The following is a 23404-nucleotide window of genomic DNA, read 5'->3' on the forward strand; positions in this document are numbered from 1 at the left end:
GCCGAGTAAACCGCCCACGGCGACTCCGGTTGCGGTATCCTTTACCGCCGGGGACGATTGCGAAGCCAGTTGCTGGCACTCCTGCATGTCCTGGTTGAGCCGCGCGGCGTTGGGGTCGTTATAAGTATCCACGGTCGGCGTCCAGCCGGTCGCGGTGGCGCAAGCCGTCAATACAAACGCGGAAGCCGCGATTGCGGCGAACGATAAGTTTTTCATGATTTGGACTCCCTGAGTCGCTGATGGTGACAGACCAAAAAGAGCGTAGCCGATTTTGGATGGTTTGGGAATCCGACACGGCAAATTGACAGTGGTTCGTTTCATCACGTATGATTCGCAGCCTTTTTTATCCGTTTTATCCCGAGGCAATAACTATGAAAAGAACTTACCAACCCAGCAAAATCAAACGCGTCAGAACTCACGGTTTCCGCGCCAGAATGGCTACCGTCGGCGGCCGCAAAGTCTTGAATGCGCGCAGAGCGAAAGGCCGCGCATCGCTGACGGTTTAATTGTCGGCCCAAGAACACGGTTTTCCCGCTCGGTATCGGTTAGGGACGCCCGCCGAGTATAAAAATGTATTTAGCAATCCCGTAAAGTCGACCGATAAATACTTTACGGTATTGGCGACTTTCAACGGCTTGGCGCATGCGCGCCTGGGCTTGGCGATCGCAAAAAAAACAATAAAAACAGCAGTCGCGCGGAACCGCATCAAAAGGGCTGTCAGGGAAAGCTTTAGATTGCAGCGTCAACATATCGTCAGCATAGATATCGTTGTTTTGGCTCGGGGGGATGCAGCAAATGCAACCTCGCCGGTATTGAGGAAGTCCTTGGAAAGGCATTGGCTTAAATTGGTAAATCGATGCGATTCCTGCTCATAACCCTGATCAAGGTTTACAAGTACTTCATAAGCCCGTTACTGGGGCCCAGATGCCGTTTTTATCCCACCTGTTCAAGTTATGGCTTGGAGGCGATCCAGCGTCACGGCGCCGCCAAAGGCTCATATCTCACGCTTAGACGATTATTGAAATGCCACCCGTTCCATCCGGGTGGCATCGATCCTGTCCCAGAAAAATTTGAGTAATAACAATGGATAACATTAGATTTGTACTTGTCATGGCGATGTTGATGATCTCCTACATGCTGTGGGAGGCGTGGCAGATCGATTATGGCCCCAAGCCGCGGGCGATCGTTTCCGACAAGCCCATTGTTGCCGGCGACGCCGGGCTGAGCAACGTTCAGCAATCTCCGGATGCGGCGCAAACGCCGGCCGGCCAGCCGACCGCTCAAGCCGTCGCGGCGGACCGGGTCGTCAAAGTCAAAACCGATGTGTACGAGTTGGAAATCGACGTCGAGGGCGGTACGCTACGGAATCTGGATTTGCTGAATTACCCGCATGAGAAAACCAATACCGTCGTCCAAAAAGCGTGGGCTTTGATCGGCTTGCCCGCGCCCGAGAAAAATCTGGCCCCGATACGTCTGTTCGACAGCAATCCCGAAAACCTGTTCCTGGCCCAAACCGGTCTGGTCGCCAACCAGAACTCTTCCAGCGCGCCCGATCACCATGCGGTATTCAGCGCCGAGCGCACCGACTATACCTTGGCCGACGGTCAGGACCAATTGACCGTGCCGCTGACCTGGACCAACGAGCAAGGCCTGCGCGTCGTTAAAACCTTTACCTTCAGCCGCGGCAGTTACGCGGTCGACGTCGAACAAAAAATCGTCAATCAGTCCGCGACCGCGTGGTCCGGACGCCAATACGAGCAATTGTTGCGCGTCGAGCATAGCGATAAAAGCAACAACAATTTTATTCGTACCTACTCGGGCGGCGTGATTTATACCGACAAGGAGAAGTTCAAGAAGGTCAAGTACGAAGAAATGACCGAAGACAATTTGGCCGTGGCGGCGACCGGCGGTTGGAGCGGATTCATTCAGCATTACTTCGCGGCGGCCTGGATTCCGGCGGCGGATCAGGAAAACCATTACTACACCAAGGCGCTGAACGACGCGCGCTACGTGATCGGCTCCTACTCGCCGGATGTGAACGTTCAACCCAATAGCGAAGGCTCGTTCAAGACCAAGTTGTTCGTCGGTCCCAAGATCCAACCGGTCATGGAAGCCTTGGCGCCCGGCCTGGAGCTGACCGTCGATTACAGCTGGCTGACCGTCATCGCCAAGCCGATTTATTGGCTGCTCAACGAAATCCACGGCTACATTGGCAACTGGGGCCTGGCGATCATGGGCGTGACCCTGTTCATCAAACTGCTGTTCTTCAAGCTGTCGAAAGCCAGCTATCAATCGATGGCGAAAATGCGCAAGATTCAGCCGCGCCTGAAGGATTTGCAAGAGCGTTACGCCGACGACAGACAGCGCTTCAACACCGAAATGATGGCGATGTATAAGAAGGAGAAAGTCAATCCGCTCGGTGGTTGCTTGCCGATCATGGTACAGATTCCGGTGTTCATTTCGCTGTACTGGGTGCTGATCGAGACCGTCGAATTGCGCCAGGCCGACTTCGCGCTGTGGATACAAGACCTGTCCGCGCAAGACCCGTTTTACCTGCTGCCCATCGTCTACGGCATCACGATGAAGATTCAGCAAAGTCTGAATCCGGCGCCGATCGATCCGCTGCAGGCACAGGTGATGAAAATGTTCCCTATCGTGTTCACCGTGTTCTTCCTGTTCTTCCCGTCCGGCTTGGTGCTTTACTGGATTTGCAACAACAGTTTGTCGATCCTGCAACAGTGGTACATCACCAAGCACGTGCTTGAAGAAGACGCGCACGCCCATTGAGTCCGATGCGGGACGGCGACACGATAGCCGCCATCGCCACGCCGCCCGGTAACGGCGGCGTCGGCGTCATCCGCATCTCGGGTCCGGCGGCCGGCTCGGTCGCTGCCGAGCTGACCCGCAAATCCCTACCTGCTCCCCGTTACGCCCGTTACGCGCATTTCATCGCCGCCGACGGCACCGTCATCGACAGCGGCTTGCTGCTGTATTTTCCAGGGCCAAAATCCTTCACCGGCGAAGACATCGTCGAACTGCATGGCCACGGCGGTAGCGTGGTCTTGGACATGCTGTTGCGCCGCGTCCTAGCGCTGGGCGCCCGCTTGGCCGAGGCCGGCGAATTCAGCCGGCGCGCCTTTCTGAATAACAAAATCGATCTGGCTCAGGCCGAAGCCATCGCCGATTTAATCAGCAGCGGCACCGAGCAAGCCGCCAGGGCCGCCCAGCAATCGATGCAGGGCGAGTTTTCCCGCCAAGTCAACGAATTGATCGACGAACTGATCGAGCTACGCGTGTACATCGAAGCCGCGATAGACTTCGTCGACGAAGAAATCGACTTCCTCGGCGATGGCGTGGTCGCCCAACGCATCGCCCGATTACAGGACAAACTGGCCGCGATTGCGCGGAGCGCCCGGCAAGGCCGCTTGTTGCACGACGGCATGACCGTGGTGCTGGCCGGCAAACCCAATGCCGGCAAGTCCAGCTTGTTGAACGCACTGGCCGGCCATGAGGCCGCCATCGTCACCGAGATCGCCGGCACCACCCGCGACGTACTGCGCGAGCGCATCCAGATCGACGGCATGCCGCTGCACGTCATCGATACCGCCGGTCTGCGCGACAGCGACAATCCGGTCGAGCAGGAAGGCATTCGCCGCGCCCGCGCCGAAATCGCCAAGGCCGACCGAGTGTTATTGTTGATCGACAGCACCGATCCCGACGCCGAGCCGGCGCTTAGCGAGCTGCCGGCCCGCGCCAACGTGACCCGGCTTTACAACAAACTAGACTTGCTCGGCGGCGAGCCTAGCCTGGTCGAGACCGCCGCCGGTTGCGAAATCCGCTTGTCGATCAAGACCGGCGCCGGGTTGGACTTGCTGAAGACGCATTTAAAACACAGCATGGGCTTCGTCGAAGGCGGCGACGGCGCCTTCGCCGCCCGCACCCGCCATCTACGGGCCTTGCAACTTGCCGAGCAAGCCGTCGCCAACGCCGCCGCGCAGCTCCAGGCCACCGCCCACGAGTTGGTCGCCGAGGAACTCCGGCAAGCCCAAGCCAGCCTGTCCGCCATTACCGGCGAATTCACGTCCGACGACCTGTTGGGCGAAATCTTTTCGAGTTTCTGTATCGGAAAATAATGGTGCTCCGCGTCAGTCGGGGAGGCGGCGTTAAAATCGCCGCCTTGGGCCTTTGAATGATTATGGTCAGCGACCCGGTCGGAAACCGCTTTCGGAAATATCAATAAGGACAAGACCCGATGAACCACTCATCCCTTTCCGCCTTGCTCTGGTCGGTTGCCGATCTGCTGCGCGGCGACTATAAGCAATCCGATTACGGTAAGGTCATTTTGCCGTTTACGGTGCTACGCCGGTTGGACTGCGTGTTGGAAGCCACCAAAGACGCGGTATTGACCGAGTACGCGGATAAGCGCCAAGCCGGCATCAATCCGGAACCTTTCCTGCTGCGCAAGGCCGGCCAGAGTTTCTACAACACCTCGCCGCTGGACATGAAAAAGCTGATGGGCGATCAGGACCATCTTAAGGAAAACCTGATTTCCTATATCCATGGCTTTTCGGTGGAGGTCAGGGACATTTTCGAGCGCTTCGACTTTTATACCCAAGTGGACCGCCTCGCCAAATCCGGGCTGCTGTATCTGGTCACGGAACGCTTCGCCCATGTGGATTTGCACCCTGAAACCGTCAGCAATAGCCAAATGGGATTGGTGTTCGAGGAACTGATCCGCAAATTCGCCGAGATTTCCAACGAAACCGCCGGCGAGCATTTCACCCCGCGCGAAGTCATCAAGCTGATGGTTAGCCTGCTGTTCATCGAGGACGACGACATGCTGGCCAAACCCGGCGTGGTGCGCACCATTTACGACCCGACGGCCGGTACCGGCGGCATGTTGTCGGTCGCCGGCGAATATCTGGAAGAGCATAATCCGCAAGCACGTTTGACCATGTTCGGCCAGGAGCTCAATCCGGAATCCTATGCCATTTGCAAAGCGGACATGCTGATCAAGGGCCAGGATGTCGCCAATATCGTGTTCGGCAATACCTTTTCCGACGACGGCCATCTCCTGAAGAAATTCGACTATATGCTGTCCAATCCGCCGTTTGGGGTGGAATGGAAAAAGGTCGAAAAAGACATCCGCAACGAACACGAGAAACAAGGCTACAACGGCCGCTTTGGACCCGGTTTGCCGCGCGTATCGGACGGCTCCTTGTTATTCCTGCTGCATCTGATCAGCAAGATGCGCCAGGCGAAAGACGGCGGCAGCCGTTTCGGCATCGTTCTCAACGGCTCGCCCCTGTTCACCGGCGGTGCCGGTTCCGGCGAAAGCGAAATCCGCCGCTATGTGCTGGAAAACGATTTGGTCGAAGCCATCATCGGTTTGCCGACCGATATGTTCTACAACACCGGCATAAGCACCTATGTCTGGATACTCTCCAACCGCAAACCGGAACACCGCAAAGGCAAGCTGCAACTGATCGATGCCAGCGGTTTCTGGCAAAAGATGCGCAAAAGTCTCGGCTCCAAGCGCAAGGAATTGTCTGACGAGCATATCGCCGAAATCACCCGTTTATTCGGGCACTTCATCGAGGCCAGTGATGGCAAGAAGCCGATTTCCCTTATCTTCAAGAACAGCGATTTCGGCTATCGCACCATCACCGTCGAACGGCCGTTGCGCGATGAAAACGGCGACATCGTTATCGGCGCCAAGGGCAAGCTAAAAGGCAAGCCGCAACCGGACTCCAGCCTGCGCGACACCGAAAACGTGCCGCTCAATGAAGACGTGGAAAGCTACTTCCAGCGCGAAGTGCTGCCGCATGCGCCGGATGCGTGGATAGACCACGATAAAACCAAGATCGGCTACGAGATCCCCTTCAACCGGCATTTCTATGTGTTCGAGCCGCCGCGCGACTTGGCCGCGATTGATGCGGACCTCAAACAATGCACCGATAGAATATTAAAGATGATTGCCGGCTTGAGCGCGTAACGTTAACCTAGCACACGTAGCCTGAATAACTTGTTAGCAGAGGTTTTTTATGAATATCGACCAACTGGCCAGTGAAGTGTTAAAACTTAACTCGCACGATAGAGCCATACTGGCCCAAACCATTTGGGAGAGTCTTGATCCCCCTTATCTGGCAGAGGAGTTGTCAGATGATGAAGCTATCACCTTGGCAAAAAACCGCGATAGCGAAATGGAGAGTGGCGCGGTAACGCCGTTGTCGCATACTCAGCTGATGAGCAAGTTACGAAATACGCATTGAATGCCCGTTTAGGAATGAAATGAACCTTGAATATGCCCGCGAGCTACGCAAAAACGCCACCGATTGCGAACGCCTGTTGTGGCTGCACTTGCGGGCAGGGCGATTGCATGGATTCAAATTTAAACGGCAGCAACCACTTGGCAATTACATTGTCGATTTCGTTTGCTTTCAAACCCGCTTGATCGTGGAAGCCGACGGAGGGCAACATAAAGAGCAGATCGAATATGACACACACCGGGATAATTGGCTAAGGAGCCAAGGTTTTAACGTATTGCGATTTTGGAATAATGACATTTTGACTAATACCGAAGGGGTGTTGGCTGTCATTCTGGATGCTTGTAGTCAATATGTGGACACACCCTCTCCCCAACCCCTCTCCCGTGAAGGGAGAGGGGCTAAGGGCGCTGGTTATATTCAAGATCAAGGCCCGAATTCTGCGTTTACCGATCTGACATCGATAAAAAATAGCGTCGAGTGCAACCAATGCCCCATTAATGCGGAACAGCCTAACTCCCCTCTCCCCTTGCGGGAGAGGGGGTGGGGGAGAGGGGACGACGGCTTATGAGTTTTCCGCGTTACGAAAGCTACAAGGATAGCGGCGTGGAATGGTTGGGCGAGGTGCCGGAGCATTGGGAGCTTAGGCGACTAAAGCATAACCTTCGATTACTGACGGAAAAGACAGACCGCCGTGAAAACCCCGGCGCGCTAGAAAACATAGAAAGCTGGTCAGGTCGATTTATCCCTACAGAAACGACGTTCGGAGGTGAGGGGGTTGCCTTTGAAGGCGGCGATATATTATTTGGGAAATTACGGCCTTATCTTGCCAAAGCATACCTAGCCGAAGGATCTGGAGAAGCTGTAGGCGATTTTCATGTTCTTCGCCCCACAACGACGACCCAAAGCAGGTTTTCACAGTATCAAATACTAAATCGCGAGTTTATTGCAATTGTTGATGGCTCAACTTTCGGAGCAAAAATGCCTCGTGTTAGCTGGGATTTTCTCGGCAACATGGTTTTAAGTGCTCCGCCCGTTCCAGAACAACAAACCATCGCCACCTTCCTCGACCGCGAAACCGCCAAGATTGACGCGCTGATTGCCGAGCAGCAACGGCTGATCGAACTGCTGAAGGAAAAGCGGCAGGCGGTCATTTCCCACGCCGTCACCAAAGGCCTTAACCCCGATGCGCCGATGAAGGATTCCGGCATAGCATGGCTGGGTGAGGTGCCGGAGCATTGGGAATTTGGCCCACTCAAACGCTTTGCAGAAGTCATTGATTGTAAACACCATACGGTCGAGTTTCTCGATGAAGGTTTGCCAATTGTGAGCATCCGTGAAGTTCGCGATGACAAAATTGATCTTACCAATGCCAAGCTTACAACGCAGAGTGAATGGGATTTCCTCCGAGAGGGACGAACCCCAATACTTGGTGATTTAATATTTTGTCGCAATGCGAGTGTTGGCGCAGTGGGCTATGTCGATTTTGAAACGCCTTTCTGTATGGGACAGGACGTTTGTCTCATTAGACCTGATACGAAATCCAGATTTATCCATTACCAATTAACTTCGCCTCTAATCCGTAATCAAATCGAAGCATTGCTAGTTGGTGCAACAATCCGTCGTGCCAACGTTGAAGAAATTCGTAGCCTAACAATAGTCAATCCGCCAGAAGCGGAACAAAATTGTATCGCCTTGTTTCTTGATGGCGAAATCACCAAACTCGACACCCTCACCACCGAAGCCCAACGCGCCATAACCTTGCTGAAAGAACGCCGCACCGCGCTGATTTCGGCCGCCGTCACAGGCAAGATTGATGTCAGAGGATTTTGTGCATGATTGAACAGATTGATCCGCTAAATATAAAAGCTGACCGCACGAATAATCCATTAACTTTGATTTGGGCGGGACCTCAAAGTCCTGCACAACTGTACTCTTTTTCCCATTTCTCTGAATGGCAAGCGTTTATTTATAACCTGGGGTTAAACTGCCCTGTACCTTTAAACACAGTGAGGCCAAAGTTTGAACGGGCCCAAAGTCTGTATTTGCTGGGCTGGATTTGCCAAGATGTTATCAAGGCTGGTGAATTAGCCGCTTTATCTGCACTGGAACTGGCACTCAAGGATGTATATATGAGCGCCTATAAGAAAATAAATCCGAAAAATCCAATAAATTCGTTTTTAAAACCTGGCCTTAAATATATGGTTGAACATGATGGGCTTGTGGATGAAAAGCTTCCAATTGTTCAGAAATTTGGCGGTGCTGTTGTTTCAAATCTGTATCGCGAAAAGCCCAATGGTCAAAAAGGCAAGGTTGACCAGGATGGAACGCTTGTGGGTATTAGGAACTCATTGGCTCATGGTGATCCCTTCGACGCTATGCCTTGGGGGAGTTTACTCGAAGTCGTGCGGGATTTGATCGGCTATATGTATCGCAATTTCCCTGAATATCAGTGAGCCATGTCTGTTGTACGGCTCGGACTTCCGCCGCCGTGACCGGCAAGATTGATGTACGCGGTTTTTCGTAGGTCGGGTTAGGCGCAGCCGTAACCCGACAGTTTGGCGCGGCTTGTCGGGTTACGCTTTCGCTTTTATGCCCTTTAGGGTAAACCCGACCTACTTTCCGCCGCCGTCACCGGCAAGATTGACGTGCGCGGGCTTGTTTCTTCAGATCATTGGTAATAACATTGTTATAACTTTTTATTAGGGGCTGTAGTCATGCGCACACAGTTAAGAAAAGTGGGTAATTCGCGCGGGGTGATTATCCCGGTCGCCTTACTGGAAGCTTGTGGTCTGGGCGAAGAAGTGGACTTGCGCTTGGAAGGCAAAACGCTGGTGATCGAAGCGTTAAAAGCGCCGCGCAGCGGCTGGTTTGACGGTTATCAGCCGGAAGGGGACAGCGATGTGCTGGCCGCGTTGCCGGTCGACGAGACAGACGGGGAATGGGAGTGGTAAAGCGAGGCGACGTGTATTGGGTCAATCTTGATCCGACGGTCGGTACGGAAATCCAGAAAACCCGACCGGCGTTGGTAGTCTCGCCGGACGATATGAATACAGCGTTGCCACGGGTGATCATTGCGCCGTTAACCAGTAAAGGGCAAGCGTTGGGCTGTCGGCCGGAAGTGATTTTTGACGGTCGTCCCGCACGCATCTTGCTGGATCAAATCCGTTGCGTGGATAAACGACGCTTGCTCGGCAAAATGGGCGAGATCGAGCCGGCAGCGTGGCATCCAGTGTTGATGGAAATGTTGGCCTAAGCCGATCTGCTTTCCACCGCCGACACCGGCGAAATTGATGTGGGTACTTACTTTTATCTTGTCAGATTCTCGGTAGTGCTCGTCATTTCGGCAGGGATTGCCGAAATCCAGGCCCCACGGACGGGTCGAAGCTTGCCATCCATGGCACTGGATGCCCGTATCCCGGCGGGCATGACGGCGTCGCTTAAATCTGACAAAGTAGAATTACCGATAACTTGTTTTATCGCGTGATGAAGCGCATTATTTAGCGCTGTTTTGCAGGCTGTTTCAGGAGGATTGATGTCGCACATCAGCGCCAATGATTTAAAAACCAAAGGCATTGCTGCCATCGAGGCGGCATTGAGTGAGTCTCCCGAGGCTATTGTTTCGGTGCGGGGCAAGGATAAATTCGTGGTGATGGAGATTGCTCATTATCACTATCTGCGCGAATGCGAATTAGATGCCGCGATTGCCGAGACCAAAGCGGATTTAGCGGCGGGCCGCTTTACTGCGGAATCGGTTGAAGAGCATTTGGCATGGCTTGACCACGCATGTTCCAGCTGATTTTTACCGATCAGTTCAAACGCAAGGAAGTCAGGTTTTTAAAGCAGCATCCCGAGCTTAGGCAACAATACGCCAAAACCTTGATGTTGCTTGCCGCCAACCCCCATCATCCTTCTTTACGCTTACACCCATTGCAAGGAAAACTGGCAGGCTTGCATTCGGTGTCTATCAATCTTTCTTATCGCATTACGTTGGAGTTGCTGATTCAGGATGGGCAAATCATCCCGGTGAATGTCGGCGATCACGATGCGGTTTACTAATACCTAGCGAGTCTGACTATGCCCGATCTACACAAGGAAGTGAATTTCGAAACCGAAATCTGCGAACACCTCGCCGCCTATGGCTGGCTATATGCGCTAGGCGACGCGGCAAGCTATGACCGGACGCGGGCGCTGTTTTCGGAGGATGTGCTGGCATGGGTCAAAGACACCCAGCCGCGGGCATGGCAAGCACTGGAAAAGAACCACGGCGCACAAGCCGGCGACGTGTTGCTCGGCCGGCTGCGGGATTCCATCAATCAACGCGGCACGCTGGATGTTTTACGCCACGGCATTGAACTGATCGGCTTGCGGCAACCCCTGACGCTAGCCCAATTCAAACCCGCTTTAGCCATCAATCCGGATATTCTGAGCCGCTACGCGGCCAATCGGCTGCGCGTGGTGCGGCAATTGCGCTACTCGCTGCATAACGAAAACGCTATCGATATTGGCCTGTTTCTGAACGGCATTCCGGTGGCGACGGCGGAACTGAAAACCGACTTCACCCAATCCGTGGAGGACGCGATCGACCAATATCGCTTCGATCGCGAGCCTCGGCCGAAAGGTCAAGGCACCCCGGAACCCTTGCTGTCCTTCCCCAATGGGGCTTTGGTGCATTTCGCGGTCAGCAATAGCGAAGTCTATATGACGACGCAACTGGCAGGCGCGGCCACCCGTTTTCTGCCGTTTAATCGGGGCAATCATGGCGGGGCCGGCAATCCAGCCTATTCACCCTCACCCCGGCCCTCTCCTGTCGAGGGAGAGGGTGCTACTCCCCGCGCCCCAAGCGGGGCCGGGGGAGAGGGGGAGCAATACGGCCATCGCACCGCCTATCTCTGGGAAGACATTTGGGCGCGGGACAGCTGGCTGGAGATTTTGGGGCGTTATCTGGTCGCGCAAAAAGACCGGAAAAACCAAATTAAGAACATCATCTTCCCGCGTTTCCATCAGTTGGACGGTACTCGCAAGCTGCTGGCCGCGGTGTTGCAGGAGGGGGCGGGCGGCAAATACCTGATCCAGCATTCGGCCGGCTCCGGCAAAACCAATTCCATCGCTTGGTCGGCGCATTTTCTGGCCGATTTGCACTCGGCAACTGCTCCATGCGTTGCCCTACCTTCCGCATCCATGCAGTCGAATGCCGCTCATGAAAAACTGTTCGATACCGTGCTGGTCGTCTCCGACCGCAACGTGTTGGATAGCCAGTTGCAGGAAGCGATTTTCGATTTCGAGCGCACGGCCGGCGTGGTTGCCACCATTAAAGGCGAATCCGCCAGTAAAAGCGGGGAACTGGCGGCGGCGTTGTCGGGCGGCAAGAAAATCGTGGTTTGCACCATCCAGACTTTCCCGTTTGCGTTGAAAGCGGTGCAGGAGCTTGCAGCGACGCAAGGCAAACGCTTTGCCGTGATTGCCGACGAAGCGCACTCGTCGCAAACCGGCGAGGCGGCCGCCAAGCTGAAAGCGGTGTTGTCGGCGGAAGAGTTGCAGGAATTAAGCGACGGCGGCGAAATCGGCACCGAAGACCTGCTGGCCGCGCAAATGGCCAACCGTTCGGCCGAGAGCGGCATCACCTATGTGGCCTTCACCGCCACGCCCAAGGCCAAGACCCTGGAGTTGTTCGGTCGTCGCCCGAATCCGGACTTGCCGGCCGGTGCTGACAATCTGCCTGCTCCGTTTCATGTCTATTCGATGCGTCAAGCCATCGAGGAAGGCTTCATCCTCGATGTGTTGAAGAACTACACACCTTATAAGCTCGCCTTCAAACTGGCGCATGACGGCAAAGAACTGGATGACAAGGAAGTCGAGCGCGGCGAAGCCCTGAAGGGCATCATGCGCTGGGTCAGGCTGCATCCCTACAATATCAGCCAAAAAGTGCAGGTCGTCGTCGAGCATTTCCGCGAGAACGTCGCCCCGTTGTTGAATGGCAAAGGCAAGGCCATGGTGGTGGTCGGCAGTCGCTTGGAAGCCGTGCGCTGGCGCTTGGCGATCGATAAATACATTCAAGAAAACGGCTACAAAATCGGCACGCTGGTGGCGTTTTCCGGCGAAGTGACCGACCCGCAATCCGGCGCGGACCCGTTCAGCGAAACCAGTCGCGCGATGAATCCCAGCCTGAAAGGGCGGGACATTCGCGAGGCGTTCAACACCGACGACTATCAAATCCTGTTGGTCGCCAATAAGTTTCAGACCGGTTTCGACCAGCCCTTGCTGTGCGGCATGTATGTGGACAAACGGCTGGCCGGCATTGCCGCCGTGCAGACGCTGTCCCGCCTCAATCGTGCTTATCAGGGCAAAGACACCACCTATGTCGTGGACTTCGTCAACGATCCGGAAGACATTCTCGCCGCCTTCAAAACTTATCCTGATTAGAAAGCTTCTTCAGCTTGACGAAGCCAAGTTGCCGGACGCGGGCTGATGTTGACCGCAGCAAGGAGTAGTCGCATGGGCAAAGTCTCCAGATTGAAACGTCGGTTAAAGCGGTAAACAAAGGCCGCCAAGTAGCGGATACCATACTTGGCAAAGTCGAAAGCGTGATAAGCACCGCCGAAACTGGTCTTGAGATTGCCCAAAACGGTGTTGATCCAATTGAACTCGGGCAACTCTTTGGGTTTACGGCCGCCCACGACGACAGGCTGGTGCAAACACCCTGCGGCCGTGACGCCCGCAAAGCAGGCTAAGCCATCGGACCTGACGACACATCCCGGGCTGAGGTCGCGTTGGGCCCAGTCGGTAATTGCTTTGAGCGTAAACCCCGGAACAGGTGCCATTTTGATGTACTGCGGGTGCCCCGCCTGATCCAGCGACACCGCCGCCACGAAGGGCACTTTATTCTCTGAGCCGCGACCGACCTTGCCGCCTGCCAGCTCGCCACCGAGGTAGGCGTCGTCAATCTGGACCTGTCCTTCCAGGGTATAAAGCGCGTCACGTTCCGCCATGGTTTGCATCAATTTCTGCTGCATCAACCAGGCAGTGGGGTAACTGACACCCAACAGGCGCTTCAAAGCTAAAGCGGACAGGTTGGTTTTGGCCTGGCTGATCAGGTAAATGCCCAGATACCAGGTCGTTAACGGCAGCTGGGTGCTCTGAAAGAGCGTACCGGCGATCAGGGATGTTTGTAATCGACAAGATCGACATTGGTACGCGGGATGACCGCCGCCGCTAAGCAAGTAATACGGCGCTTGCCCGCAACGCGGACAACGAAACCCGTCGGGCCAACGGGCTTTTTCCAGCGCGGCCTCGCAGTGAGCCTCCGTGCCAAACTGTTCTAGAAAATCAGGCAGTGACAAACCCTTTTGAAACTGGATGCGGTTCATGCTCATGACAATCTCCTGGAAATTTGAAACCAGTATGCGCTTTCTAATTGGGAATAACCTGGATTACGCTGGGTGGCTGAAGGAGCTTGCTAATCAGGAAACTTATTATGAAACCGCAGAACTCTCGAACGTCACCGACCCGCATCGGGTGTTCGATTTACGCACGAAACTGGATGCGGCCGGTTTTTATGACGAGTTTGAAGTTAACAGGGTGGTGGAGGTCGAGTTTAATCTCCATGCTAAACAAAGCGAATTGGCCGGCGCACTGGAGCCGGTCGTGTCGCGGCTGTTGCTGCGTTACAAAGCGGCACAGGACAAGCTGAAGAGTGCCAAGGCCAACGAAGACGGCAAAGCGGCGGCGGACGCGCAAAACGAACTGGACGCGCTGATACTGTTCAAGCATGACATGACCGCCTTCCAGCGGATGTATGCTTTCCTGTCGCAAATCTTCGATTACGGCAATACCGCCATCGAAAAGCGCTTTATCTTCTACCGGCGCTTACTGCCGCTGCTGGCGTTTGGTCGGGAGCGCGAAGGGATCGATTTATCCAAACTTGTGTTGACGCATCACCATCTAAAGCGCGCCGGCCGGCGCGATTTGGCGCTGGCCGGCGGCGCCTATCCGAAGTTGGTTCCGATCAGCGGCAGTGGCGGCGGATCGATTCAGGAAAAGGAAAAAGCCTATCTGGTCGAGATTATCGCCAAGGTCAACGAATTGTTCGAAGGCGATTTGACCGACGAAGACCGGCTGGTTTACGTCAATAGCGTCATTAAGGGCAAATTGCTGGAATCGACCATTCTGGTGACGCAAGCGGCCAACAACACCAAGGAGCAGTTTGCCAATTCGCCGGATTTCTCCAGCGAGTTGCTGAACCCCATTATCGATGCCTTCGCGGCGCACAATACCATGAGCAAGCAGGCCTTGGATTCGGCGCGGGTGCGCGGCGGTTTACGCGAGATTCTGCTGGGGCCGGCTCAGCTTTACGAGGCTTTGCGCGAACGAGCCGGCGCCGGTGTTGCCGGGCGGGATTAGTCGGCCCGAAACGGTCGGATGGGTTTGGCGGACCGGTGCCGGTAATCGTCGGCGTCAGGCGGGTTTGGGAGCACGTCTCGCCGATATTGCGTGCATTCCGCCGCATGGCGAAGCCCGGAACCCACCCCGGTCTCCCGTTAAAATGTCGCGCTTCAGGTGATGGGTAGGGCTCGAAGGTCTTTCTCTATTGAACGCAACGCAAAAAGCGATACTCGCAAGGCTCCGAGAGTCGCGCGTGATGCTAATAGCCTTGCGCGTGATGCTAAAAGCCTTGCGCGCAACGCAAAAAGCGATACTCGCAAGGCTCCGAGGGTTGCGCGTAATACTAAAAGCCTTGCGCGCAATGCAAAAAGCGATACTCGCAAGGCTTCGAGAGTTGCGTGTGATGCTAAAAGCCTTGCGGGCTAGGCAAAAAGCAATAGTCGCAAGGCTCCGAGAGTTGCACGTAATGCTAAAAGCCTTGCGGCTTAGGCTGTTCGCTTCGGACGAGGGAAACTTGGGTGGAGCGGCTGGGTGAATCGCGATCGGCGTTGCGAACCAATGCCGGAACGAGGGCTTGGCTAGTGCTTGGCTGCCCGGATTTGCCGCGGCGAAATCGCTTCGAATCGCTTCGGCCGCGGTCCGCAAAAACGGCGGCGGATCGAGGACAGGAAAAGCTTTTCTTTCGGTCGATTTACTGGTAGTTTGTTGCGCCGCCATACCAGCAACTCATAGAATAATTCAAGGAAAAGCCATGCAACAACCGCGAAAAACCCCGATTTGGGTCTTTTTGGCCCTGTCCAGCATCCAAACCCGCAAGGGCGCGCTGATTTTAATCTGGAGCAGTCTGCTGTTCAGTCTTTACTGCATCCCCTGGGTGAATTATTTCGCCGATGCCTGGATCGCCAGCGTGTTTTTGATCGACGACTGGAGCTGGTTTGCGATGATGTTGCCGATGACCGCTTGGTATTGGCTGAGCATGAAATGGATGGACAGCAACGGCGGTTGGCGATTTGAAAATGCCTGATGTGATACCGGTATAGGGGGCGAGCGGCCGCCTCCGACAGCGGCGCTACCGTTTTCGGCAGCCGGCTCGCCGGCCCAAGCTTCGCTCCATTCCATCCCCGTTATCCGCGCCGTTGGTTCGTTAGATGAGCCGGAGGCGGTTAGCGGCCCGCCCGATCGTCTCAGTCCAACGTTCACCATGCTGTCACATATACTCCCGAAAGCCGAGATTTCGATACGCGAGAATCTCCGCTGGCTTTACATACTCAGAAATTTGATGCTGTTCGCGGTGACCGTGGCGGTGTTTATCGCCGTGAACGGCTTGGGCATCAGTTTGCCGCAAAACCAGCTGTGGCTGGCAATTTTCGCGATTTCCATCCTGAATCTCTATACCTGGCTGCGCTTGCGGACCGCCGAGGAAGTCACCGAGTACGAGATTTTTTCGCAAATCTGCATGGACGTGCTGGCGCTGGCCTATTTGTTGTATCTGACCGGCGGCGCGTCCAATCCGATCATCTGGGTGTTTTTGTTGCCGCTGATCATCACCGCGATCATGCTGCCGCAGGCCTATGCCTGGAACATGGTCATCATCACCTCCTGCGTATATACGGTGTTGATCGCCTATAACGTGCCTTTGCCGGCGATAGAGCCGCATCTCAATCACCAAGCGATGCAGGAAATGACGCCGGAAATGAGCTTGCAGATGCATTTGATGAACGACCGCCGCTATTTCAACCTGCACGTGTTCGGGATGTGGTTCGGTTTCGTGTTCAGCGCCGGATTGGTGGCGTTTTTCGTCGTCGAACTGTCGAAAACCCTGAAGGAACGCGAACGCAATCTGGCCGACGCGCGCGAGAGTGCGCTACGCGACGAGCGAGTGGTGTCACTGGGCACGCTGGCGGCCAGCGCCGCGCACGACATGGGCACGCCGCTGGGTACCATCGCGATCTTGACGCACGAGATGCTGGAGGAAACCCCGGAGCATCGAAACCCGGATCTGTACCAAAAACTGATGATCGTCCAGCAGCAGATCGACCGCTGCAAGCAAGCCTTGTCGGTGATGTCGGCGTCCGCCGGCGAGATGCGCGCCGAGTCCGGCAAGGTCATGCTGGTCAGCGAGTACATCGACGAAGTGCTTAACCAATGGCGCGCCCACAAGCCGGCCACCAAACTGAAATTGTTCGTATCGACTACCGTCGATATGGACGCCCGGATCATCGCCGAACGCACGGTGACGCATTCGGTCATCAATATTCTGAACAACGCCGCCGAGGCCTCTCCGGCCGACGCCGGCATCGAATTTCACGTAGAATGGGACGATCGGTCGCTGAGCTTGAAAATTCGCGACTTTGGACCAGGATTACCGCGCGAGTTATTGCAATTCGCCGGCCGGAAACCGGTAAAAAGCAACAAGCAGGGCATGGGCGTCGGCTTGTTTTTAACCTACACGACGATCAAGCGCCTGGGCGGCACCATCGTGTTCGACAATCCGGAAGCCGGCGGCGCCTGCGTCGAAATCAGCTTGCCATTACTAACTAAGGAGAGTACGGATGACAGATCTTACGGCTGACATACCCAATTTGCTACTGGTGGACGATGACGTCACTTTTTGTTCGGTGCTCAAGCCGGCACTGGAAAAACGCAATTTTCAGGTGACGGTGGCCAACGACGTCCAGACCGCGATGACGCTGGCCGAACAAACCGAACCGGAATACGCCGTCATCGATTTGCGGATCGGCCACGACTCCGGCTTGGAAATGGTCAAGAAGCTGATTTCGCTGGACGACAATACCCAGATCGTCATGTTGACCGGTTTTGCCAGTATTGCTACCGCCGTCGAGGCCATCAAGCTTGGCGCCATTCATTACTTGACCAAGCCGGCCAATGCCGACGAGATCGTCAATGCCCTGTACAAGGACAAAGGCGACGCCTCGGTGGCGATCAGCGACAATCCGCTGTCGATCAAGCGTCTGGAATGGGAGCACTTGCAAAAGGTGTTGATGCAGCACGACGGCAATATTTCCGCCGCCGCCAGAGCCTTGAACATGCACCGCCGTACCTTGCAACGCAAGCTGGAGAAAAAGCCGGTCAAGGAGTAGCCGGAAACGCCGGGGTTTCTTGGCTTTTGGCGGCGAAGACTGTAGACTAGTCAGAGTCCTTGAACGGTGAAACGTCTAAAGTGACGGTCAAACGGGTGCCGCGACGGCGGCGCTCCGAAAGTGACGGTCGCTTGGTCGGCGGTTCGAGCCCGTCCAGGGAAACAATGAATCAGGGCTTTGCAGCGATGCAAAGCCTTTTTTTTGGCTGGTGTTCGGTCGGCACGCGATCGGACATCATTGCAGTTCCGCCGGTTTTTCTGCTTTAGTGTTTTACCCGACTCTGAAAGACGCCGCCGCCGCGTTCGGCCGGTCCGCCGGCCATGGGATGGTAACCAACGAATCAGGAGCGCTAGGTTCGTCGCTTACCATTGCATTTTCAAGAGGTTGTGTTTTGAGTTTATCCAGTTACCAGTCCGTCGATCGCGAGCAGTTAGCGAAAGATATATCCGAGCTCCATCGACAAGCCCTGGCCGACATCGGCCCGGAAGATTACCGGCATATGAAGCGCATGGAGCGCTGGGGCCAACTGAGTTCGTTGGCCGGTTACGCCACGGCCTGGCTGGCGCCGAATCCGGTATCGGCCTTGTTGATCAGCCAGGGCAGTTTCACGCGTTGGACCCAAGTGGCTCATCCGATTCAGCATCGCGGCTACGATAAAGTGGATGCCGCCCCCAAGCACTATAAGAGCCGGCATTTCGCCCAGGGCTGGCGGCGGTTTGTGGATTGGCCGGATTGGATGACGCCGGCGGGCTGGCACCACGAACACGACGTGTTGCACCACTATCGGCTGGGCGAAACCGCCGATCCCAACAACGCCGAGCACAATATGCAATGGCTCAGGCAGTCCAAGCTGCCGATGTGGCTGCGATACGCGATCGTCGCGGTATTTTCCGGCATCTGGAAGCTGAGTTATTACACGCCGCGTACCCATAAGGAATTGCGCTTGCTGGCCGCCCGCCAGCAAGATCGGCCGGCCCCGCCGATGACCCGCCTCGGCGCCTGGAGCTGGTTTACGCCGCAAGGCCGGGCGCTGTGGTCGGAAAGCATTCTGCCCTACGTCGCTTACCGTTTCGTGCTGTTGCCGGCCTTGTTCCTGCCGCTGGGCGGTTTTGCCGCGACCAGCGTGTTGTTGAATTCCTTGCTGGCCGAAATCTTCACCAATATGCACACCTTTCTGGTGATGATCCCCAACCACGCCGGCGACGACGTGATGGGCTTCGACGATAAGGCCAAGGGCAAGGGCGAATTTTATTTGCGGCAGATTCTGGGCTCGGTCAATTATCCGACCGGCTCCAACTTCAACGACTTTTTCTACGGTTGGTTGAATTACCAGATCGAGCATCATCTATGGCCGGACCTGCCGCTCAGTCAGTACCAAAAACTCCAGCCCAAGGTCAAGGCGGTTTGCGACAAGCACGGCATTCCGTATTGTCAGGACTCGGTGTTCAAGCGCTTGTTGAAGGCGGTGGACATCATGGTCGGTAAAACCTCGATGCTGAAACCGGCGGCGGCGTGAGACCGACCGGTCGGTCCTGAGTCATGCGCTTGACACGAAGCCGTGCTGTAATCCTACCCGAAGGCGTTTTCGGGTATTCTTGGGATAGAAGGTTGAACCCCGACCGTTCGTTAGGGTTTCAGCGGATGGTTAGGATTCCGCCGACAATCACGCCCTTGTCAGATTTCCGGTAGCGCTCGTCATTTCGGCGGGGATTGCCGAAATCCAGACTTCACGGACGGATCGAAGCTTGCCATCCATGGCACTGGATGCCCGCATCCCGGCGGGCATGATGGCGTCGCTTAAATCTGACAACGTAGAATGAGCCGTTTGCAATTCACTAAAAGGAGATCGTCCGTGCATCACTCAAAAATCATGGTCTTGCTGGGCCTGTTGTTCACGCTCGATTCCGTCGATGCCTCGACGTTCGCGACGGCGACCGCCGGCGCCAGTTCGTCCGGCAACCAAGCCTGCAGCTTGGGCGAGGAATGCAGCGAGGCGCACGCGGTGGGCGGGCCGTATGCCTCGGCCGATGCGTTGGCGTGGTCCGGGCCCGGCAGCGCGAGAGCGGTCGCGACCGCGACTTCGATCAATTTGGGCATGCAGACCGCGACAGCATCGGCCAATACCGTCGTCGACGGCGGCGCCGTCTTGGTCAGGGGCGGAGGCGGCATCGGCGACGTCGTGACGCTACGCGGCCGCTTGGTTATCGAGTCGGATTTGGACTACGGACTTTCCGGTATCGCCGGCACCGGCGGCAGCTGTTGTTCGATCAGTTCGATCTTGGCGCTGAATGTCACGGTCGAGCGCAAGGACCCCGTGCATGGTTACGTCGGCGAGTCCGATTTCGAATTCGACATTACCGATCAATTCGAGTCGGTGGCGCCGCCGATCGACCGGCCGTTTTCCAATACTCAATCGATTGCAATACTGGAAAACGGGAGCGGCGTGCTCAGCCCGCTCGCCGAGAGTGCGTATTTAAACGGCGATCCGATCAGTTTTGCCTTCCAGATGGGCTACGCGGACGAGTTTCGGGTGCGCTTGAATTTGGAGGTCAGCGTCAAGGCCGACGCCAGCACCAATCCGGGTTGCGTGATGTTCAATCCCGACGGCGGCTGCGTCGTGGATTCGACGCTCGACGACAATATTGCATGGATTTCGCTGGATGCCGGTCACTCGCTGTATTGGGCCGGCTTGGAAGCCAGCGACGCAGTGGGAAATCCGGTGCAAATATTGTCGACTAGCGGTTTCGATCTTTCACAAAATTACTTCCCGCTGGTCAGCGTCCCGGTGCCGGCTTCGGTGTTTCTGTTCCCGAGCGGCCTAGCAGGGCTTTTAGCCCTGATCCGGCGCGATAGGCTCGCGCGGCTGTAGCTTGGAGCGAGGCACGAACCTCAACGTTTACCGGTTTGACCGTTGCCTATGAATAACTGTTTTGTGGTCCCGTTGTTCCGCTGGGTTGGTGTCTGAACGCTGGTCTTGTTCGGCTTCGTGCCTCATCAACCTATGGCTTTGTCGGCATATTGGGGAGACGCCGGGCATTTTTTTCACAGGTTTCCCGATTAGCCTGATTTGCGCGGAGCGAAACCCTGGGGCGGTCGCTAAATTCCGTGGGCTACATAGCGCCTCATCGAAACTAAACTCTGGGTAGGGAATTCCGCTAGTCGTTAGCTCTATAGCGTTTGCGCTATTCGGTCTCAAGTCCTCCAATGTGCCAAGATCCCAACAACTTAGGTGTGTTCGACAGTCAGCTATAGGGCGGAATTTCCGGGATCAAGCTTGACAACCCTAGTATCTATGATAGTCTTCAGCCCGGTTTGGGTGCATCTGCTGCAAAATACGAATAAATTGCTTTAAATCGTGAATAACTCTTCAATGATTAACTCTCGCTGCAATATTGTTTCAACATTGCGCCATGCTCGTTTTGTGTCGATGCGATAGCGGTAAATCGAAGAACAACTGTGCCGAAGCTTGGTTCAGATAACACCCGGCGGAACTGGCAAAGAACTGATGTTTTCCGTTCGAATAGTACAATACATAATCTTAAGGTTGAGATAATGGTATATCAAGAAGATGGAACGGTAGTGCCTTCATTAAATCATGCTTATTTGAATTTTCAGAACTCTAGTACGGTGGTTGGAGCGGGTGCTAGTGTTTATCTAAAAATAGATACTACCGGTTGGCGTTATGGTTATGTGCCTTAGAGTGGAAAACCTCCGCATGGATCAATATGCCGTGGAATTGGTTGGCGTTAGGTAAAGACAGTAAGCCTCTTTTTGGCAATACTATATACCCATCAATAAAGGCACGAGACTCTAAAGAGTCCCGGCTGCATCGGCATTGAAAAATATTAACCTCAAAAGTAAGAATATCTACTTATGACACCGCGCGAAATCAAAGAACATGTTGACCGCTTAGCCCGCGACGCAAGTTGGCCGGATTGCCCGAACGGAGGATGGCAATATCCCTTTGATTTCGGCTTTGGCATCGAAGCGCCAACGTACACGCCAACCCAGCGCGAACTTCATCCTTGGCGCCGGGCGGTTACGCTTTCGGCATTGGATCGATATTTCGAAGGCCGCTACGATCGAATTTCGGTTCTCGATCTTGGCGCCGGGGAGTGTGCGTTTGCCGCCGGGCTCTGGGAGAAAGGCGTACGCGATATTACCTGCGTCGAAGCACGCGATATTAATATCGAAAAGGCTTTATTCGTGCAAAATGTATTAGGCTGCGAATTTAAGATAGTCAAGGAAGATGTCAATAAGTTCTTGGAAAATGACGAGCGTACTTACGATCTCGTGCTGTTCATGGGCTTGTTATATCACCTGCAAGATCCTTTTAACGTGACGAAGAAAATAGCCGAAAAGACCAAGGAAATTAGCGTTATAGAGACCGTCTTGGCTTGTCCGTCCGAGGTTGTTTTTTCAAATAACTCGGATTATCGCCCGAAATCCGCTGCCTATTATATACGGATAGAAAATAAAGACGGTCCGACGGCCGGTTTGTCCGATATTGAGTTATGGCCTACTCAATCGGCGCTGGACTATACCTTATATAATGCCGGTTTCAAACGGCTTGAAGATATTGTTCCCGAAGACGCGAACATCAATTTTTATTCGACCAAACAACGGACCTTATTATTAGCCCACAAATAATGCCGGATGAATTCGCCACATTCCAAAACGGTTAAATTCGCGAATGACGATGCCGTAGCCGGATTAGCTGATTTGTTAGCCGGCGTCCGGCCTAAACCCACAGAAATGGAATCCGGGATGAGGCCGAAAAAACCGCATTTCGCTCTGCCTCATCCAGGTTTCACCGCCTCATTGAACTCAAGCTGCGGCTAATCTTCCGGCTAAAACTCCCAAACCTCGACGTTCAGACTATCCGAGCCGCCGCCGGCCGGTTCGCCGGGCGGGGAGATGAACCATTCCCACTGGGCCGCCAAGCTTGCCGTGGCCGGTAACCGAGCCAGCAAGGGCCGGTAGTCGTTGCCGGATAGGCGTTGGCCGGCGGCGTCGTAGGTCGTGTCGCAGACTTCGGTGATCAGACAACACGGTACTTGCCAGGCAGTCAGCCAGTCCAAATGCGCTTCGACCAAGCGCTGGCCGAAGGCTTCCAGGTGCTGTTCCGCAGCGCCGCTAGCGGCCAGCCAGGCGATCGGCATCAGCGGCAATTGCATCAGGCAATTGACCGAAGCTACCCACGCCGGTTTGGCGGATAGCTCGGGGTGGGAGGGACGGGAAACCAGCACGTCGGGCGGAATACGGCGCCGTTCGGCCAACCATTCCACCGTGCCGGTCACATCCCAATAGCAACAACCGACGCGACCCGGCCAGCGCCGAGCCAAACGGCGAGTGGCTCGGCTGAACACAATGTCTAGCAACACCACCTGTTGAAACCGGGTCAGCAAATCCGCCAGCGGCAAGTCGCGGGCGATGCCGCCGCCGACGATCAACGCGGTTCCGCCCGCCGTTTCCAGGCGACCAGCGGAGGTCAGCAACGCGGCGCGGGTGGCCTGAATATGCGGCTGCCAGGCGTCACGGCAGCGCCGATGCCGGGTTTCCAGCGCGGCGGCTTCGCGGACGTATCCCAGGCGACGGGCGGCCGGACTGGCGGCGCGCGTTCCCAGATAGTGCCAGGCTTCCTCCAGCATGGCC

The 23404-nt window shown here is 55.3% G+C and carries 24 protein-coding genes and 1 pseudogene; 22 read left to right on the forward strand and 3 right to left on the reverse strand.

Annotated elements, in window-relative coordinates; translation table 11 throughout:
• Positions 1 to 216 (reverse strand): annotated as a pseudogene (locus tag BJL95_RS09430) (hypothetical protein); the annotation flags it as partial.
• Positions 217 to 371: 155 nt separating this feature from the next.
• Between BJL95_RS09430 and rpmH the strand changes: the two are divergent.
• The 15 genes from rpmH (at position 372) to BJL95_RS09490 (ending at position 12689) form a co-directional block, all read left to right on the forward strand.
• Positions 372 to 506: a 50S ribosomal protein L34 gene (rpmH, locus tag BJL95_RS09435; RefSeq protein WP_064024743.1), complete on the forward strand. Its 135-nt coding sequence runs from the start codon at positions 372 to 374 to the stop codon at positions 504 to 506.
• Entirely contained in the window at positions 507 to 875 is a 369-nt protein-coding gene (gene rnpA / locus BJL95_RS23815) for a ribonuclease P protein component (protein WP_082885317.1), read from the forward strand.
• Positions 857 to 1078 (forward strand): membrane protein insertion efficiency factor YidD, encoded by a 222-nt coding sequence (gene yidD, locus BJL95_RS23820; RefSeq protein ID WP_082885318.1) that lies wholly within the window; start codon positions 857 to 859, stop codon positions 1076 to 1078. The genes rnpA and yidD overlap by 19 nt, the downstream gene beginning before the upstream one ends.
• Before the next feature lie 5 nt (positions 1079 to 1083).
• Positions 1084 to 2787, forward strand: a complete 1704-nt coding sequence (gene yidC, locus BJL95_RS09440) for a membrane protein insertase YidC (RefSeq protein WP_071157424.1) — start codon at positions 1084 to 1086, stop codon at positions 2785 to 2787.
• Positions 2788 to 2792: 5 nt separating this feature from the next.
• A complete protein-coding gene (gene mnmE, locus BJL95_RS09445; RefSeq protein WP_083385855.1) occupies positions 2793 to 4133 on the forward strand; it encodes a tRNA uridine-5-carboxymethylaminomethyl(34) synthesis GTPase MnmE in 1341 nt (446 codons plus the stop codon).
• A gap of 119 nt (positions 4134 to 4252) precedes the next feature.
• Positions 4253 to 5995 carry a class I SAM-dependent DNA methyltransferase gene (locus tag BJL95_RS09450; RefSeq protein WP_071157428.1) on the forward strand — a complete coding sequence of 581 codons (1743 nt, stop codon included), beginning with the start codon at positions 4253 to 4255 and terminating at the stop codon, positions 5993 to 5995.
• A gap of 49 nt (positions 5996 to 6044) precedes the next feature.
• Complete coding sequence (locus tag BJL95_RS09455; RefSeq protein ID WP_071157430.1) at positions 6045 to 6272, forward strand: addiction module protein; 228 nt, start codon at positions 6045 to 6047, stop codon at positions 6270 to 6272.
• A gap of 19 nt (positions 6273 to 6291) precedes the next feature.
• On the forward strand, positions 6292 to 6837 hold the full coding sequence (locus BJL95_RS23825) for an endonuclease domain-containing protein (protein WP_083385857.1): 546 nt from the start codon (positions 6292 to 6294) through the stop codon (positions 6835 to 6837).
• Positions 6834 to 8105 carry a restriction endonuclease subunit S gene (locus BJL95_RS09460; protein WP_071157432.1) on the forward strand — a complete coding sequence of 424 codons (1272 nt, stop codon included), beginning with the start codon at positions 6834 to 6836 and terminating at the stop codon, positions 8103 to 8105. Before BJL95_RS23825 ends, BJL95_RS09460 begins: the two co-directional genes overlap by 4 nt.
• Entirely contained in the window at positions 8102 to 8722 is a 621-nt protein-coding gene (locus tag BJL95_RS09465) for a hypothetical protein (protein ID WP_071157434.1), read from the forward strand. The genes BJL95_RS09460 and BJL95_RS09465 overlap by 4 nt, the downstream gene beginning before the upstream one ends.
• Positions 8723 to 8983: 261 nt before the next feature.
• On the forward strand, positions 8984 to 9220 hold the full coding sequence (locus BJL95_RS09470; RefSeq protein WP_071157436.1) for an AbrB family transcriptional regulator: 237 nt from the start codon (positions 8984 to 8986) through the stop codon (positions 9218 to 9220).
• Positions 9208 to 9522, forward strand: coding sequence for a type II toxin-antitoxin system PemK/MazF family toxin (locus BJL95_RS09475; protein WP_071157438.1), 315 nt, complete (start codon positions 9208 to 9210; stop codon positions 9520 to 9522). The genes BJL95_RS09470 and BJL95_RS09475 overlap by 13 nt, the downstream gene beginning before the upstream one ends.
• 279 nt (positions 9523 to 9801) lie before the next feature.
• Positions 9802 to 10065 (forward strand): prevent-host-death protein, encoded by a 264-nt coding sequence (locus tag BJL95_RS09480; protein ID WP_071157440.1) that lies wholly within the window; start codon positions 9802 to 9804, stop codon positions 10063 to 10065.
• Positions 10053 to 10325: a plasmid stabilization protein gene (locus BJL95_RS09485; RefSeq protein ID WP_071157442.1), complete on the forward strand. Its 273-nt coding sequence runs from the start codon at positions 10053 to 10055 to the stop codon at positions 10323 to 10325. Before BJL95_RS09480 ends, BJL95_RS09485 begins: the two co-directional genes overlap by 13 nt.
• 18 nt (positions 10326 to 10343) lie before the next feature.
• Complete coding sequence (locus BJL95_RS09490) at positions 10344 to 12689, forward strand: type I restriction endonuclease subunit R (RefSeq protein ID WP_217631674.1); 2346 nt, start codon at positions 10344 to 10346, stop codon at positions 12687 to 12689.
• Here BJL95_RS09490 and BJL95_RS09495 read toward each other — a convergent pair.
• Positions 12686 to 13639, reverse strand: a complete 954-nt coding sequence (locus BJL95_RS09495; protein ID WP_064027414.1) for an IS1595 family transposase — start codon at positions 13637 to 13639, stop codon at positions 12686 to 12688. The genes BJL95_RS09490 and BJL95_RS09495 overlap by 4 nt on opposite strands.
• Positions 13640 to 13667: 28 nt before the next feature.
• Here BJL95_RS09495 and BJL95_RS09500 point away from each other — a divergent pair, with 28 nt between their 5' ends.
• The 7 genes from BJL95_RS09500 to BJL95_RS09535 all read left to right on the forward strand — a co-directional run bounded on the left by BJL95_RS09500 (position 13668) and on the right by BJL95_RS09535 (position 22399).
• A complete protein-coding gene (locus BJL95_RS09500) occupies positions 13668 to 14666 on the forward strand; it encodes a hypothetical protein (protein ID WP_175463682.1) in 999 nt (332 codons plus the stop codon).
• Between the two features lie 733 nt (positions 14667 to 15399).
• Positions 15400 to 15672 (forward strand): hypothetical protein, encoded by a 273-nt coding sequence (locus BJL95_RS09510; RefSeq protein ID WP_071157449.1) that lies wholly within the window; start codon positions 15400 to 15402, stop codon positions 15670 to 15672.
• 177 nt (positions 15673 to 15849) lie between these two features.
• On the forward strand, positions 15850 to 17220 hold the full coding sequence (locus tag BJL95_RS09515) for an ATP-binding protein (RefSeq protein WP_064027755.1): 1371 nt from the start codon (positions 15850 to 15852) through the stop codon (positions 17218 to 17220).
• The gene (locus tag BJL95_RS09520; RefSeq protein WP_064027753.1) at positions 17201 to 17749 is read left to right on the forward strand and encodes a response regulator transcription factor; all 549 of its coding nucleotides are present in this window, start codon (positions 17201 to 17203) and stop codon (positions 17747 to 17749) included. Before BJL95_RS09515 ends, BJL95_RS09520 begins: the two co-directional genes overlap by 20 nt.
• A gap of 391 nt (positions 17750 to 18140) precedes the next feature.
• Positions 18141 to 19265: a fatty acid desaturase gene (locus BJL95_RS09525; RefSeq protein WP_071157496.1), complete on the forward strand. Its 1125-nt coding sequence runs from the start codon at positions 18141 to 18143 to the stop codon at positions 19263 to 19265.
• 336 nt (positions 19266 to 19601) lie between these two features.
• Positions 19602 to 20618: a hypothetical protein gene (locus BJL95_RS09530; RefSeq protein ID WP_071157451.1), complete on the forward strand. Its 1017-nt coding sequence runs from the start codon at positions 19602 to 19604 to the stop codon at positions 20616 to 20618.
• Positions 20619 to 21622: 1004 nt separating this feature from the next.
• Positions 21623 to 22399 carry a bifunctional 2-polyprenyl-6-hydroxyphenol methylase/3-demethylubiquinol 3-O-methyltransferase UbiG gene (locus BJL95_RS09535; protein WP_071157453.1) on the forward strand — a complete coding sequence of 259 codons (777 nt, stop codon included), beginning with the start codon at positions 21623 to 21625 and terminating at the stop codon, positions 22397 to 22399.
• A gap of 200 nt (positions 22400 to 22599) precedes the next feature.
• On the opposite strand, the gene BJL95_RS09540 is transcribed toward BJL95_RS09535, so the two are convergent.
• A complete protein-coding gene (locus BJL95_RS09540; protein ID WP_071157455.1) occupies positions 22600 to 23400 on the reverse strand; it encodes a hypothetical protein in 801 nt (266 codons plus the stop codon).
• Between the last annotated feature and the right edge of the window lie 4 nt (positions 23401 to 23404).

It is taken from the genome of Methylomonas sp. LWB, from assembly GCF_001856095.1.
Classification (GTDB): Bacteria; Pseudomonadota; Gammaproteobacteria; order Methylococcales; family Methylomonadaceae; genus Methylomonas; species Methylomonas koyamae_A.